The sequence below is a fragment of the Alteribacter keqinensis genome (assembly GCF_003710255.1).
Lineage (GTDB): Bacteria > Bacillota > Bacilli > Bacillales > Salisediminibacteriaceae > Alteribacter > Alteribacter keqinensis.
Window position 1 is genome coordinate 292657 of record NZ_RHIB01000001.1, and the last position, 14877, is coordinate 307533.

General features: G+C 44.1%; 14 protein-coding genes. 5 read left to right on the top strand and 9 right to left on the bottom strand.

Translation table 11 applies throughout. From position 1 onward, the window contains the following. Nucleotides 1–8: 8 nt before the first annotated feature. From EBO34_RS21180 to EBO34_RS01430, 4 genes are all read right to left on the bottom strand, one after another. Nucleotides 9–206 carry a transposase gene (locus tag EBO34_RS21180; RefSeq protein WP_429699410.1) on the bottom strand — a complete coding sequence of 66 codons (198 nt, stop codon included), beginning with the start codon at nucleotides 204–206 and terminating at the stop codon, nucleotides 9–11. Between the two features lie 767 nt (nucleotides 207–973). After that, nucleotides 974–1096, bottom strand: a complete 123-nt coding sequence (cydS, locus tag EBO34_RS21020; RefSeq protein ID WP_272873317.1) for a cytochrome bd oxidase small subunit CydS family protein — start codon at nucleotides 1094–1096, stop codon at nucleotides 974–976. 13 nt (nucleotides 1097–1109) lie between these two features. Next, nucleotides 1110–2123, bottom strand: a complete 1014-nt coding sequence (locus EBO34_RS01425) for a cytochrome d ubiquinol oxidase subunit II (protein WP_122896181.1) — start codon at nucleotides 2121–2123, stop codon at nucleotides 1110–1112. 14 nt (nucleotides 2124–2137) lie between these two features. Further along, a complete protein-coding gene (locus tag EBO34_RS01430; protein ID WP_122896182.1) occupies nucleotides 2138–3499 on the bottom strand; it encodes a cytochrome ubiquinol oxidase subunit I in 1362 nt (453 codons plus the stop codon). A 322-nt stretch (nucleotides 3500–3821) separates the two neighbouring features. On the opposite strand from EBO34_RS01430, the gene EBO34_RS01435 reads away from it, so the two are divergent. Further along, on the top strand, nucleotides 3822–4316 hold the full coding sequence (locus tag EBO34_RS01435; protein WP_122896183.1) for a carboxymuconolactone decarboxylase family protein: 495 nt from the start codon (nucleotides 3822–3824) through the stop codon (nucleotides 4314–4316). Nucleotides 4317–4360: 44 nt separating this feature from the next. After that, entirely contained in the window at nucleotides 4361–4990 is a 630-nt protein-coding gene (locus EBO34_RS01440; protein ID WP_122896184.1) for a response regulator transcription factor, read from the top strand. Between the two features lie 372 nt (nucleotides 4991–5362). On the opposite strand, the gene EBO34_RS01445 is transcribed toward EBO34_RS01440, so the two are convergent. Further along, nucleotides 5363–6163 (bottom strand): hypothetical protein, encoded by an 801-nt coding sequence (locus EBO34_RS01445; protein ID WP_122896185.1) that lies wholly within the window; start codon nucleotides 6161–6163, stop codon nucleotides 5363–5365. After that, nucleotides 6156–6695, bottom strand: a complete 540-nt coding sequence (locus EBO34_RS01450; protein ID WP_122896186.1) for an RNA polymerase sigma factor — start codon at nucleotides 6693–6695, stop codon at nucleotides 6156–6158. Before EBO34_RS01450 ends, EBO34_RS01445 begins: the two co-directional genes overlap by 8 nt. Before the next feature lie 742 nt (nucleotides 6696–7437). On the opposite strand from EBO34_RS01450, the gene EBO34_RS01455 reads away from it, so the two are divergent. Both EBO34_RS01455 and EBO34_RS01460 read left to right on the top strand, forming a co-directional pair. After that, nucleotides 7438–9204, top strand: coding sequence for an ABC transporter ATP-binding protein (locus tag EBO34_RS01455; protein ID WP_122896187.1), 1767 nt, complete (start codon nucleotides 7438–7440; stop codon nucleotides 9202–9204). After that, entirely contained in the window at nucleotides 9201–11213 is a 2013-nt protein-coding gene (locus tag EBO34_RS01460) for an ABC transporter ATP-binding protein (RefSeq protein WP_122896188.1), read from the top strand. The genes EBO34_RS01455 and EBO34_RS01460 overlap by 4 nt, the downstream gene beginning before the upstream one ends. Nucleotides 11214–11352: 139 nt before the next feature. On the opposite strand, the gene EBO34_RS01465 is transcribed toward EBO34_RS01460, so the two are convergent. Further along, entirely contained in the window at nucleotides 11353–11976 is a 624-nt protein-coding gene (locus tag EBO34_RS01465) for an NAD(P)-dependent oxidoreductase (RefSeq protein ID WP_122896189.1), read from the bottom strand. Between the two features lie 156 nt (nucleotides 11977–12132). Here EBO34_RS01465 and EBO34_RS01470 point away from each other — a divergent pair, with 156 nt between their 5' ends. Then, a complete protein-coding gene (locus EBO34_RS01470) occupies nucleotides 12133–12867 on the top strand; it encodes an urease accessory protein UreH domain-containing protein (RefSeq protein WP_122896190.1) in 735 nt (244 codons plus the stop codon). A gap of 262 nt (nucleotides 12868–13129) precedes the next feature. Here EBO34_RS01470 and EBO34_RS01475 read toward each other — a convergent pair whose 3' ends face one another. Continuing rightward, entirely contained in the window at nucleotides 13130–13660 is a 531-nt protein-coding gene (locus EBO34_RS01475) for a transcription repressor NadR (RefSeq protein WP_183163662.1), read from the bottom strand. Beyond that, on the bottom strand, nucleotides 13605–14798 hold the full coding sequence (locus EBO34_RS01480) for a cysteine desulfurase family protein (protein WP_122896192.1): 1194 nt from the start codon (nucleotides 14796–14798) through the stop codon (nucleotides 13605–13607). Before EBO34_RS01480 ends, EBO34_RS01475 begins: the two co-directional genes overlap by 56 nt. Between the last annotated feature and the right edge of the window lie 79 nt (nucleotides 14799–14877).

The window sequence follows — 14877 nt, forward strand, 5'->3', positions numbered from 1 at the left end:
GAAAACGTTTACTTCACCCGTGAAGACAGCTGTGATAATCTAAAAACATCTAAAGAATGATAGCCTAAATCTCGAATTGCAAGTTCGTTGTACTTAATACTTTCAACGGTATTTTGTGCAAAGGCTACATCACACTCTCTGCCTTTCTGCACGTGGATAAAAAGAACTTCTCCAGTAAGAAAGTCGTATTCCATTTGTATTTTCACACCCGATTTTTGTGGATCCGCGATAGGAAGAGTAATGGCATGGGACAGAGAAAGAGGAGGAGTCCAGGATGCGAATACGTGACAAAAAGACTTGACACATAAGGGATGATTCTGACTTGCCGCTACGAACGAGGAGTAAAAAGGTCTGCCGAAGGAAGCTTACTGCTTGTTTATTAAACCGCTCATTTAGACCATAAGATGATTTACGAACACCTAACTTCTTTCGATAACTTTCTACATAAGTCATGAAGCTTATCGTTCCCCACAGAAACTTGGGTGCTTACACAGAGCGGTAGAAAAGATAATCCCTACAGGTTCCTCTTCCTTACAATGAACTTGTTCTCTTTGGCAATACTGTTAAGAGAATACTCAGGAAAGGTGCGTTGGAGTGCTTTTTTCGTTTCTTGGGGTTTCGTTATACCCATAAAAATTCCTCCTTTTACTTTGTAAAAGGAGGATACCCGCATATAGGGACCTAAAAGCTGCTTCATGTTTAAAAGCACTCAAATAAGAATGTAAAAGAGGATGCAGCCGGAATGTTCGAGACTCCTGCGGGAGCAACGAGCGGTTACACCTCGAATAAGCTGCGAGTTGCTTCGACGCACATCTCTACGTAGCGTTTCTGGTAGAGGAAGAAGCAGGCATAAACCTCCCGGAGGCTCACCGGCGCCCCCGCGGAAAGCGAAGGGCATTCCGGCTACATCCTGACTTCTTCTGCTTTAAAATTTGTAAATCCCTTAACTTGATGGCTATGGGGATAGACCCCGTCAGTCTTTGTCCTCCAAATAGTGAGGGGGCTTTGCTTTTGCTCCCCAGATAAACATGAAGGCAACCGCGCCAACGAGAACAAGGGGAGGAGCAATCATGATAAGAAAGAATGTCAAATCCATTGTTATTCCTCCTTTATTTTTTCCCTTCTACGTATTCTGCGTCAAACAGGAACAGACGCATAAGCAGAATAAGGGAAGGAATCAGAAGCAACAAACCGCCGATAAACGCAACAATCAGGGCGATAGCCATCGCTTCATTTGTAAATCCATCATAAATGGTCAGGTACGGATACAGAAGATACGGCAAATGTGCCGCTCCGTATGCAAAAAAAGCTGTAAAGAACTGAATCATCACAAGTACAAATGCCGTACCGTAATTACGGCGCTTCCAGATCAACACTGTGGCACCCACAAATGTCACAAAAGAAATACCGAACATCCACCAGAGATCCATCATGTTTGAAAAGTGCTCCGGATTTCTTTTTCCAAGCAGAAAGAACACCACAATCCCGGTAATAATCGTCGGCAGAGACCATGACAGGGCGTACTTACGGACAACTTCAAGTGCAGGCTTATCCTTTGCCCTGCTTGCGTAATAGGTCAAAAATGCTGCAGAAATAAACAGGACACTTACAATTGCAAGAAACACAACACCCCAGGAGTAGGCACTCGTAAAGAGCTCCCCGTAAAGCAGCTGAACGTTTCCGTTCTCCACAAACAAGTAGCCGCCTTCAGAGATGGTAAGGACTGTTGTTAATGAAGCGGGAATTAAAAGCCCGGTTGCTCCGTACAAAAACGAATAAAGGTGACTGTCTTTCGCACCGTACGTAGCAAAGGCATAATAAGAACCCCGGAGTGCAAGGAGAATGATGGCAATGCTTCCTGGAATTAGAAGTGCTGTCCCGTAGTAATAAGCCGTGTCCGGAAAGAAGCCGACGATTCCCACGAAGAAGAAGACCAGAAAGACATTTGTTACTTCCCATACAGGAGAAAGGTAACGCTGAATAATATTATGAACCACATGTTTTTTATTTGTAATACGGCTGTAGTAGCTGAAGAAACCGGCGCCGAAATCAATCGACGCCACAATTAAATAGCCGTAAAGGAAAATCCAAAGTACCGTTATACCAACGACTTCATAACTCAAGGTCGGTACCTCCTTTATTCATTGCTGACACGTTTTGGCTGTTCCATGCCGCGTTTTTCAAGCTCGTGTTCAACAGGGTTTTTCTTGAACATTCTGCGAAGAACAACTGCACATGTAACACCAAGAATGATATAGAGTGTAACGAAAAGGACGAACATAATATCCACGTGTGCGGAAGTAGTTGCACCTTCTTCTGTTCTCATGATGCCGTTAATAATCCATGGCTGGCGTCCGACTTCTGCGAAAACCCATCCGGATTCAATAGCTATCATGGATAGCGGCCCGCCTGCTGCAACAGCCCAAAGCAACGGTTTGTTAAGCGGGTTCCATTTCTTCCTCCAGCTCATGACAACAAACAGAACGGAAACAGCAGCCAGGTACATTCCGATACCGACCATCAGGTCAAAAGCGTAGTGAACCCATAGCGGGGGAAGTTCGTCTTCCGGGAAATCGTTAAGGCCCACAACTTCAGAACCAGGTGTACCTCCCGCTAAAATACTAAGAGCATATGGAATTTCCAATGCATATTTCACTTCATTGTCTTCCGTAAGAATCCCTCCCAGTATCAGAGGCGCTTCCGTTTCTGTTTCAAAATGCCACTCGGCTGCGGCAAGTTTTTCAGGCTGATATTCGTGAAGGTATTTACCGGATAAGTCACCAATCACAGCCGTTGCAATAGCGAACACAGCACCTGAAACCATCGTTAGGTGCAATGCTTTTTTGTGATACACATGATTGTTTCCTTTAATCAGATGGATTGCTGCAATCGTACCCAGGATGAACGCTGATGTCAGGTAACAAGTGATGATCACGTGAGCAACTTTAGTCGGTGTTGCAGGGTTGAACATGGCAACCAGCGGGTTAACATTTGTAAGTACACCATCCACAAGTTCAAAACCTTGAGGGATATTCATAAATCCGTTTACTGTTGTAATGAAAAATGCCGAAGCAGAAGCTCCGATAACAATAGGGATAACAAGAAGGAAGTGCTTCATCTTACTCTTAAAGCGGTCCCATGTGTACAAATAGATACCGAGGAAAATCGCTTCGAAAAAGAAAGCGAATATTTCCAGGAACAACGGCAGACCGATTGTATGTCCGGCTGCCTGCATGAAATTCGGCCACAGGAGACTTAACTGAAGTCCAATCGCTGTACCGGTTACGACCCCTACGGCAACGGTAACAACAAAGCCCCGTGCCCAGCGTCTGGCAAGTAATGTATAGTGAGGGTCATTACGCTTGATCCCCATCCACTCTGCAATGGCAATCATAAGTGGGACACCAACACCGATTGTGGCAAAGATAATATGGAAGCCAAGTGTCAGTGCAGTAAGAATTCGGCTGTATATGACCGGATCGTATTCAAATCCAAACATACAAGATCCCCTTTCATTCTAATAGGCATAAAAATAGCGGTCAGGGCAGACACATCTATCACTGTACCTATCATATTAAATGTGAAATAATAAACATATAAGTGATAACACCTAATTTAACGTGAATTTGTGAGCAAACTTTGAACAGCTTGTGACGATAAATGAACAATGTAAAATGAAGCGTTTTGATATTGGTTGATGGCTGAATGTTTTCCATTGCATGTTGTGAAACCGGGTAATCAATAATATAGATACCTGAATTTGTTTAAATGATGAGCAACTGCGTTTAAGACAAAAAAGAATATGGATGGAGCGAAACAGTATGCCGTGGATTAAACCCGTAAAACAGACAGAAATAAAGAAGATGAAGGTATATGATCAACTCGAACCGCCGGTCTCCGTTTTTCACAGACTGATGGCTCACACCCCGGATCTTTTAACCAACTTTACCCCATTACAGCAGGCCGTCAAACAAGTCGGAGTAGGTGAAGTGTTAAGAGAGATGATCATTACGTATGTTTCAGCGAGAAACTGGTGTGATTACTGTACAAAAAGCCATAAAGAACTTTTAGTAAAACTGACTGATGAGGATACCGCCGATAATCTTGTAGCAGATAATCTTGAACAATTTGATACAAAGGTTAAAGCCGTTCTCACCTATGCCAGGAAGCTGACAGTTAACCGGAACGAGCTTAGACTAAAGGATATTGAAAACCTGATGAAAGAAGGATTCTCAGAACAGGATATCGTGGAAATTAACCATTTAATTGCCTACACAAGCTATACAAATCAACTATCTATTGGTTTGGGGCTATAATACTTTATGAACAAATTGTTTCATAAAAGGGGAGGGGAGAAAACGTGCGCTGCATTATATCAGAGGAACATGACTTAATCCGCTTTGGATTGACGCAACTCTTAAAAGACTTATTTCCCGTGGAATACATTTTGGAAGCAAATGAAAAAGCTGAAGTGTTTGCTTTATTGGAAAAGTATCCTTTTGACTGGCTGTTCGTGAATCCGGAAACCTTAAAGTATGGAACACCGGGGGAGGTTATTGAAAAAGCTCATAAAAAAGACTCTGAAATTAATGTAGTAATTCTCCTGGGAAAACACGGGTATGTAGATCCTTCCTTTCTTGATCGGTACAGTATTCTGGGAGTGATCCGGCACGATGAACCTCTTGTAGATTTAATGGCTGCCCTTGAGTCCATGAAGGAAGGGAGAACACATTATTCCTTTTTTTCTTCTTCCAAGAAGGGAAGTCGAAGGGTTACTCCGTCGATTTACCTGACCCAGAGAGAAGAAGAGGTGTTTTCACATTTGATAAAAGGCTTCTCTGTTGCCGAGACTGCTGAATCACTTGGAGTCAGTCACAAAACCGTTGAAAACCACCGTCATAACCTTCGCAAAAAACTTAACGCATCATCCCATCATGAACTCATGAACGAAGCGGTAAAGCTGGGATATCTTGAGTATAAGGATAGGTAATAGTGCTGTCAGTGAATGGGCCAAAAGTGTTTTAGTCAACAAGAATCCGAACGAGTAAAATACGGTGCAAATAAATCGGTCCTGAAATATACTTCGCTTTCCGCAGGATGGCAGGTACCTCCTCGTGCTGTGCGAAACCACTGAAAAAGTCAAAGCGCGGTAATATTGTCACTAAATCAGGGCTCGAATGCCAACATAAATCAATTTTGATTCTTTAATGAGGTCATTATCGTTTTATAAAATTGGAGCGAATGCGCGCTACTCCTGCGGGAGGAGCGGGTTCCGGGGAGACCCCGGAAGCGCAAAGCGCTGAGAATCAAGCCGCCCGCGGAAAGTGCAATGAGCGGAAATCAACATAGCTTTTCTGACAGGTTATCTGAACATAAGCTCATCAACAAACAGCTTCGCAGACTGAGTGAATCTGCCTTCGGATAAGGAGGCAGGTTTTTTTACTCGGATCTCAAACCAACCCTCTTTATGGTCTAATAAAATCTGATACTGAACTTCAGAAGGAGCACTGTCTCCTTTTACCCAGTATGACTTCATCTCCCCTTGAGACAGAGTAATGTCTGCTTCACGGTTTTCTGTATATCCTTCAGATGCCATTTTATTTCTGAATACCGACTCAATGACTTCGGGATCTTTTTCAGGATGATGAATGATCTGAATGAAAGCATCCTCTCTTTCAACAGCTCCGTACATGCTGTAAAAAGTTACACGGTCACTTTCAGTTGAACTCACTTCAAACTGTTCCTCAATATATGTTGAAAAGCCTATCTGTTCATTTATATAAAGGAGATATTCGAACGTTTCAGGCATACCCTCCAATTCATACTCATGAATAAAGGTATCATCCCTGGATGCATATTCTTGATTCTCCTCCACATGAACACGATCATCTGGTTCCTCATTTTCAAGGTCATCAGCAGGTACAGCAGGGGGCTCCTGGCTCACATTGTTTTCGTTCATGAGGTAAGAACCACCGAGGATGCCTCCCCCGATCACGAGCAAAAGGGTGGCTGCCACATTCAGAAAAGCCATTCTGTATTTCTTTGGTTTATTCATGGGAGCTTTTTTCACATTTTCATAAATCGTTTCAGGAGGCTTGGAAAGAGGCTGATTTTCATAACCTTTACTGAGCTCCTTCATTCCTTTTTCAAAACGGTCACTCATCTGTAAAACCTCCTTTTTTCATAGCTGCTTTCAATTTCTCTTTTCCTCGCTTCAGCCTGGTTTTAACAGAGTTTTCTTTCATCTCCATGATCAGCGAAATCTCTGATAACGGCCGGTCATGAAAGTAATAGAGGACAAGGGGTACCCGGTATTTCTCTTCTAACCGGGAAAGACATTCGTTCAGGGCCGCAGCATAATCACTCATTCCCTGCGGATAAAAAGATGTTATTTCCTTTTCATACTTTTTAAGCTTCATACGATCACGTTTATTTTTGCGAAAGACATCTCTGCATACATTCAAGGTGATACTGTACAGCCATGTAGAAAACTTCCCGCGGGAATAAGTATCGAGAAAGCGATACACTTTAATAAACACTTCCTGGGTTATATCGGGAAGGTCACTTTCACTCACACCAATCTGGCGGGCAAATTTTTCTACCACAGGCTGATAATGAACAATTAATTCGTAGAAAGCTTCATCGTCTCCATTCAGAGATTGATGAATCCATCTTTTTTCTTCGTGATTTTCCATCTCTCTTTTGCCCCCCTCTCACCTGCAAATATAAAACGCTTCTTTTCACAAAAAAGTTTCAAGCGCATGTATGTTGCTTTTTGGTTCTGAAATTCTGGATGTTGCAATCCGGCAGAGCAAGGGGATATAACGACAACTTCAAACATGAACACCTATTTCACGCTTTGCAGATTATTTGAAAAAAATGGTTGACGAAAAGTTCGAAATAGTGCTACGATTATTACCGGATAAAGACCACATAACATGAAAGGAGGAGTACAAGATGACATTCACTAAAATGAACATCCAGGTAAAATTGAATAACTCTTGTTGTAACTCCACCTTTAGTTTATATGAGGCCGTCCTGCGTTAAAAAGGGACCTTACTTTTTACATATAACCGCGCAGTTGCAACGTTTGACTTGTGACTGCGCTTTTTTATTTTTTCCGGCTTTAAAAGTACGGATAGGAGCACACGAGCGAGAGGCTTGTGTGCTTTTTTGGATCTGTTTAAATTATGGTGTTGACTTCCCCTGGCCACCGATGAACCTCCAGCAGGTTTATGCCAGTGTTTTACAAAGATTATGAGCACACTTATTTCAAATAAAACGGCTGCTGCCGTTCATATAGATACTAATTTTAATGGAGGGATTTCAATGATTAAGATGGTAAAACTCAGAAGGCTTCACACAAAAGAGCAGGAGACAGGTGGAGGTTAGCGATACAGTTGTATGCTCAGACAACAGAATAGGATGTGACGCGTAATGTTTTCAGTATTAAAGAAGTTATTATGGTTTTTTAAAGCAGAGTGGAAGAGGTATACTCTTGCTCTGTCCATATTGATATTTGTAAGTTTTCTTGAGGTCATCCCGCCGCGCCTGATTGGTATCGTCATTGATGATATTCATCAGGGAGTGATGACCAGAGATCGATTGATGCTTTTTATCGGTATTATGGCCGGGTTGATGATTGTGATCTACGGGTTCACTTATACGTGGATGAGACAGCTGTTCGGGGGCGCTTTCGTTATTGAACGGCTGTTAAGGTCCCGCCTCATGGGACACCTGATGAAAATGACACCGACATTCTATGAAAAAAATAAATCAGGTGACTTAATGGCAAGAGCCACAAACGACCTTAAAGCTATCTCCATGACAGCAGGGTTTGGTGTTCTGACACTGGTTGATGCCACCGTGTTTCTCGTCATTATCCTGTTTATGATGGGGTTTCTCGTCAGCTGGAAATTGACAATAGCAGCATTTCTCCCACTTCCGATTATGGCCTGGCTTATGAAACGGTACGGAAAAGTCATCCACGAACGTTTTACGAAGGCACAGAACTCTTTTGGGGAGCTGAATGATCAGGTTCTTGAGTCCATTGCTGGAGTAAGAGTAGTGAGGGCATTTGTAAAAGAGAACGATGATGAGGCACGGTTTAAGACCTCTACAGATGATGTTTTGAAAAAGAACATAGCTGTAGCACGAATTGACGCTCTTTTTGAGCCTACGATTAAAATTCTTGTCGGACTGAGTTACATGATCGGGCTTGGTTACGGCGCGTTCCTCGTTTTCAATAATGAAATCACCCTCGGGCAGCTTGTTTCTTTCAATATTTATTTAGGTATGCTTATCTGGCCGATGTTTGCTTTTGGAGAGTTAATGAACATTATGCAGCGGGGAAATGCCTCTCTTGACCGGTTGAACGAGACGTTTGCGTATGAAGCAGACGTTAAGGATCTGCCTCACACCATTTCGGTAGACGCTCCTGAAACAATTGCCATGGATAACGTAAAGTTTTCCTATCCCAGCTCCAAGTCAGCCGTCCTTGACGGTATTTCATTGCAGGTTGAACGGGGCGAGACGATAGGAGTTGTAGGGAAAACAGGCTCTGGAAAAACGACGTTATTAAAGCAGCTTCTCCGTGAGTACCCGTCAGGAACAGGGAGCTTTACAATATCTGGTGTGGAAGTTGAGCGTATTGCACTTGATCAGACTAAAAGCTGGATCGGCTATGTACCCCAGGACCACTTTCTATTCTCTAAGACCATCAGAGAAAACGTCCGTTTTGGAAGGCCGGACGCCTCGGATTATGATTTTTACCGGGTGCTGGATCTGGCCTCTATCACGAAAGATATCGAGACGTTTCCAAAAGGGATTGAAACCATGGTGGGGGAAAAAGGTGTTTCCTTGTCGGGAGGCCAGAAGCAGAGGGTCTCTATTGCCAGAGCCCTGTTAAAAAATCCGGAAATTCTGATCCTTGATGACGCCTTATCGGCTGTAGATGCCAAAACTGAAGCCGCGATTATTACGAACATAAGAAATGAACGAAAAGGAAAAACCACTTTTATTACAGCTCACCGGATGTCAGCTGTGAGTCATGCAGACCAGATTCTGGTTATGGATTCCGCAAGAATTACCGAGCGGGGGACTCACGAGGAGCTTATGGCTTCAGGCGGCTGGTATAAAGAGCAGTATACTGCCCAGCAGATCAAAGAAAACATTGAAGAAGGAAGGGAGGTGCATAGCCAATGACACCAACAAAACGACTAATACGCTATGCCCTCGCATTTAAAAGGCCGATCTTATTCGCACTGTTTCTGCTTACGATAGCTGCAGCAGCAGAGCTTACTGGTCCGTTTATAGCAAAGCATATGATTGACAATCACATTATGGGGATTGAGCGACCGTGGTACGAAGTAAATGAAGGCGGGGAAGTGAGCTACGATAACCGTGAGTATATAAGAAGCGACCGGCACGGGGACGGGACCGACCCGGGATCCGTCCTTCAGGTTCTCCAGGTTGGGTTAACCTATGTGGCAGCTGATGAACCTCTTGCTTTTGAAGGAGAGAGGAACCTTGAAGGAAACGTACTTACCGTTACCAGGGGAGACGAATCTGCTCAGTATACCGTTGCCAGGTTAACAGCAGAGGAGGTTTATTCGTTTTTCCGTCCGGAAGTCAAGTATCTCCTTATGCTCATGGGAGGCTATTTCCTCCTTGTTTTAATAGCAGCATTTCTTCACTATCACCAGAGTTTTCTGCTGCAGCGGTCAGCGAACCAGATCATTCAGAAAATGAGAACAGATGTATTTAATAAAGTACAGCAGCTCCCTATCAAGTATTTCGACCGGCACCCTGCAGGGAAGATCGTTTCCCGTGTGACAAATGATACAGAAGCGATCAGGGAGCTTTATGTCAGGGTACTTGCGACATTCTTTACAAGTATTATTTATCTGACGGGGATTTACATTGCTCTGTTCCTCCTTGAGCCCCGACTTGCAACGGTTGCCCTTGTCCTGCTCCCAATCCTTGTTATATGGGCTATGCTGTACAGGAAGGTGGCCTCGAAGTATAACCATGTGATCCGGGAGCGGGTAAGTGATATTAACGGGAAAATAAATGAAAATATTCAGGGGATGCCCGTGATCCAGGCATTTGGAAGGGAAAAAGAAGTAAGTGATGAGTTTGAAAAATTAAATCACGAACACTTCAGCTACAACAATAAACTCCTATCCTTAAATGCCCTTACTTCGTTCAATCTTGTAAACTTATTTCGAAACATAGCCTTTGTGGGCCTAATCTGGTACTTCGGAGGCGCTTCGGTAGGTGTTGGGGCCGTCTTTTCTCTTGGTGTACTCTATGCTTTTGTCGATTACTTGAACCGCCTGTTTGAACCGGTTAACAATCTCGTCAATCAGCTGGCTCAGCTTGAAGAAGCCAGAGTTGCCGGAGAGCGGGTGTTTGAGCTTATGGACGAAGAAGGTACAGCGCTGTCCAAAGGGAGTGTTCCCCGTTTTAAAGGAGACATCAAATTTAACCATGTGTTTTTTGCCTACGAAGAAGATGAGTACGTATTAAAGGATATATCATTTTCGGCAAGACAGGGCGAAACAGTGGCGTTTGTCGGCCACACCGGCTCAGGAAAGAGCTCTATTATGAATGTCCTTTTCAGGTTTTATGATCATCAAAAAGGAAGCGTGACGGTTGATGGAACCGATATACACACCATCTCAAAGCAGGCACTCCGCGAGCACATGGCCATTGTACTTCAGGATCCGTTTTTATTTACCGGTACTATTGCCTCTAATGTGGGGCTGAACGACCCGGGTATTTCCCGCGGAGCGATACTGGATGCCCTTCATAAGGTAGGCGCAAAAGAGATGATCGATGATCTACCGAACGGGATTGATGAAGAAGTGAAAGAAAAAGGGAGTACACTTTCTTCCGGGCAGCGCCAGCTCATTTCATTTGCACGGGCGCTTGTCTTTAACCCGCCGATACTCATTCTTGATGAAGCAACTGCAAACATCGACACGGAAACAGAGGCTGTGATCCAACAAGCCCTTGATGTGGTAAAAGAAGGACGGACAACATTTGTAATCGCACACAGATTGTCAACAATTCGTAAAGCTGATCAGATCCTTGTTCTGAACAAAGGAGAAATTTCAGAACAAGGCAGCCACGATGAACTTATGACAATGGGTGGTATTTACCACCACATGTATCAGCTTCAGCAGGGGATTGAGAAAACAGCCGGATAGAGGGAGACCCGCGAAAGCGGGTCTTTTTTGCGATTGCAGGAGAACAAGGGAGAATGGTAGATAAATAATGAAAAATGGTTTATATGTTCACGTGAGGACAATCCTCCCTACATGGATGCGCAGCAGTCCGATCTTTTATTTATTCCGCCAAACCAACCCTGGTTCTGACAAATGCCTGGTTAAAAAATTCATGATACGTAAAAGCAGCTGTATCCCCGGTGGTGACCCGGCTGCCATCGATTGGCAGCATGTCTTTCTCATACCGGGCCAGGCCGGTTATCTCTCCCTCTGGGAGGTAAGTAGGACAGATGATAGTCCAATCGAGGTTTGTTTTACGGAAAGTATTGTATACACTCAGGTGATCCTGTGCAGCAATGGTTGTCTTTCTCTTCGATTCTTTTGATAGAAATCGGAATGTACCTGGTTCAGACCTGGATTGAAGGATCCCTGCTGTACCCACCGTAATGACCCTCTTTATTCCTTGTTCGGCCATTCCCTCACAAAGAATAGGGGTGAAGGCAGACAAAACGTTATTTTTATCTGTTGAAAGACAGGAAATAACCCCGTCCTGTCCCTGAAGTGCTTTATGAACGTCCCTTTTTTCAACGGCATTACCTTGAAACAGCCTCATGTTAGGAGGAAGTGGGGACGCAAGTTTTTCAGGTGAGCGTACGAAAAGGGTATAAAGGTGACTGCTCTCAGCAGCCAGTTTAATAATGTGATTTCCAACTCTTCCGGTAGCTCCAAAGAGTAAAATATTCATAATGGTAACGTCCTCCTGATTTTTGCTCTATTATATCTTTCTCACAGTTGCAGTGCCAAGTAAACCGTCCATAGCGGCTGTGATGCTAACGAATTTTCAACATTGTTTTTTCACGTTATAATATGGATACAGACTGTTTGACTGGGAGAGTATATTATGTTTGAAATGATAGAAGGAATCAGTGCCATTTTGAGGGAACCGTTTATGAATGCAGCCAACCGTGCAGAGTCGATTCCCCTTTTATTTGCGTTACTTCTTGGTCTGGTGGGGGCTCTTGCTCCATGCCAGTTCTCAGGGAACCTGAGTGCGATCACTCTTTACGGATCAAAATCTGTAAATCACGGTGTTTCTTGGGCAGACTCTTTATTTTATACATTGGGAAAAGTCGTTGCATTTACCTTGATTGGAAGCATTGTCTGGATAGTGGGTCAGGAATTCCAAAGGGAGTTGACTCAGTATTTTCCATGGATCCGGCGTATTCTAGGCCCGATGCTTATTGTAATCGGTATTTATATGCTTGGGTTGTTCACAATGAGGTGGACGGTGAGGCTGTGGAAAAAGCCAGGTCATCGATCCAGTGGGAAAAAGGGGAAATGGGGTGCGTTTATGCTCGGTTTCAGCTTTTCTCTCGGTTTCTGTCCGACAATGTTTTTGTTGTTTTTCATGCTGCTTATGCCTGTAACGTTTACGAGTGCCACAGGATTTGTTCTTCCTGCCATATTTGCAGTAGGGACAGCCATCCCATTTCTTATTGTAATCGGGGTCATCTCCTACCTGGGAGCAGGTGGTGTTGTGATGAAAAAAGGAAGACGCCTCGGCCTTATTGTGCAGCGCACAGCAGGTGTAGTGATGATTGCCATCGGAATTCTGGACATCTCGATGTTTTGGTAAAAAACAAGTTGTTGATTCCTGCTCATTGCAATCCGCCGCCAGGGCAAAGCCCTGAGGAGGCTCGGCGCGAGTCCGCGGAAAAGGAGTGTATTCCGTTCAACAAAGCCTGGAACATCGATGAGAGATTGAGAAATCCCCAACAATTACATTTTCACAGTAGCTTTTAATTAGTTTCAGTAAAGAGGACGGCACATAACACCACCTTATGAGCCGCCCGTTTTTAATGCCATATGATGATTTCACAGATCCCGCAGTTCAAAGCCTACTCATTAAGGAGAAACCCTTCTTTAGCCAGGGCCTCAATCGCTTCTTCCAAAAGCTCAGGGCTCGGTGCTTCAAGAGTATGAAGGTGGACACCGTCGGTCAGTTCTGACAAATAGGAGGCATTATTCGCTTCAATCTTTGCAACGAATTTCTCTGCCTCTACGCGGTTGCTTACCATTATGGAGGCAGTCAGATCACCGTAGACGGGGTGCTCGACTGTGACATCCTTAACTGTTATTCCGTGGTCGACGAGAAGAAAAAGCTCGTCCTTCGTCTGGTCAGGTTTATGACAGCAGGCAACAACCCGGTGGTTTGGAGAACCGGGTTCCCGGTCTACCAGGACGTACCCCTGGGAAGTTGCCATGACGGGAATTTCCCTTGCTTTAAGTAAGGAGATATCCTGGACAATAACCTGGCGGCTTACATTCATCCTGTCAGCAAGCTGTGTACCTGTTAAAGGACTGCCGGCCGCTTTAAGCATGGTGTGAATTTTGTTTCTGCGTTCTTCCCCGAGCCATTTTTTTGGCATCCGAATCTTCCTCCGTTCTTTTTGTAATGGTTGAGATTACCTCAACCGCACGGATAAGGTCTTCCTTGCTCGTTGACAGTCCAACAGACAGGCGGACGAATTCACGAGATTCTTGTTCTGATTTCCCTATAGATGATAATACATGGGAAGCTTCTTGTTTGGCAACCTGACAGGCACTTCCCGTAGACACACAAATTCCGTAACGGTCCAGCGTGAGCATTATGTACTGCCCCTCTATTCCGGGAAGGCGGAAACCGGCTATGTGAGGACAGACCGACGTATTGTGACCTTCAATGACTGCATTTGGAACACGTGCTTTTAAGCATTTTATAAAAAATTCCCGGAGTCTGTGGAGTTCATCTTCTGCTTTTACCGGGTCACAATCCAGAACGGCTTTGGCAAATGCCGCAATCCCTGGTGTATTTGCCGTTCCGGGACGAAACCCTCTTTCGTGTGAGGGGCTTGTAAAGTAATCGAGTTCCTGCCAGTTCACACCTTCTTTTATGTATACTGCACCTACACCTTTTGGACCGTACAATTTATGTGCGGAAACACTGAGAGCATCCACGTTTAACTCCTTTACATCTATGGGCACTTTTCCAAAAGTCTGTACGGCATCCGTGTGAAATAAAACCCCTTTTGCATGACAAATGTGACTAATCTCCTTTATGTCCTGAATTGTCCCGATTTCAGAGTTTCCGTGCTGAATAGAAGCGAGAACCGTATCTTCCTGGATTGCTTCAATAACAACAGAAAGGGGGACCCTGCCATCTTTGTCCACATCAAGAAAAGTAACAGAAAACCCGTTTTCCTTAAGCAATTCAACAGAAGATAAGACGGAGGGGTGTTCAATCTTTGTCGTGATCACATGCTTGTCTTTTCCCTTATAAGGGGCCGTGAGAGAACGAATCGCTCTGTCGTTGGCTTCTGTACCGCCCCCTGTAAAATAAACCTCTGATGGGTCTGCTCCCAGTGCTCCTGCAACTGCCTTTTTGGAAGCTTCATAGATTTGCGAGGCCCCGTAACCACCCTCATGAAGGCTTGCTGTATTCCCATAAAATCGGGAGGCTGTTTCGTGATAGACAGCCAGTGCGGTCTGGCTCATCGGTGTTGTTGAAGCATGATCTAAAAAAATCACAAAATCCTCTCCTTTAAAAAAAACAGTTGTATTAAGTGTAAAGTTATGTAAAGATATGTGTCAAGACACCTGTAAATTT

Excerpts from the sequence above, each read along its gene's own strand:
- cydS (WP_272873317.1), bottom strand. The coding sequence starts at position 1,096 with ATGGATTTGACATTCTTTCTTATCATGATTGCTCCTCCCCTTGTTCTC.
- EBO34_RS01430 (WP_122896182.1), bottom strand. The coding sequence starts at position 3,499 with ATGTTTGGATTTGAATACGATCCGGTCATATACAGCCGAATTCTTACT.
- EBO34_RS01435 (WP_122896183.1), top strand. The coding sequence starts at position 3,822 with ATGCCGTGGATTAAACCCGTAAAACAGACAGAAATAAAGAAGATGAAG.
- EBO34_RS01445 (WP_122896185.1), bottom strand. The coding sequence starts at position 6,163 with ATGAGTGACCGTTTTGAAAAAGGAATGAAGGAGCTCAGTAAAGGTTAT.
- EBO34_RS01450 (WP_122896186.1), bottom strand. The coding sequence starts at position 6,695 with ATGGAAAATCACGAAGAAAAAAGATGGATTCATCAATCTCTGAATGGA.
- EBO34_RS01455 (WP_122896187.1), top strand. The coding sequence starts at position 7,438 with ATGTTTTCAGTATTAAAGAAGTTATTATGGTTTTTTAAAGCAGAGTGG.
- EBO34_RS01460 (WP_122896188.1), top strand. The coding sequence starts at position 9,201 with ATGACACCAACAAAACGACTAATACGCTATGCCCTCGCATTTAAAAGG.
- EBO34_RS01465 (WP_122896189.1), bottom strand. The coding sequence starts at position 11,976 with ATGAATATTTTACTCTTTGGAGCTACCGGAAGAGTTGGAAATCACATT.
- EBO34_RS01470 (WP_122896190.1), top strand. The coding sequence starts at position 12,133 with ATGTTTGAAATGATAGAAGGAATCAGTGCCATTTTGAGGGAACCGTTT.
- EBO34_RS01475 (WP_183163662.1), bottom strand. The coding sequence starts at position 13,660 with ATGCCAAAAAAATGGCTCGGGGAAGAACGCAGAAACAAAATTCACACC.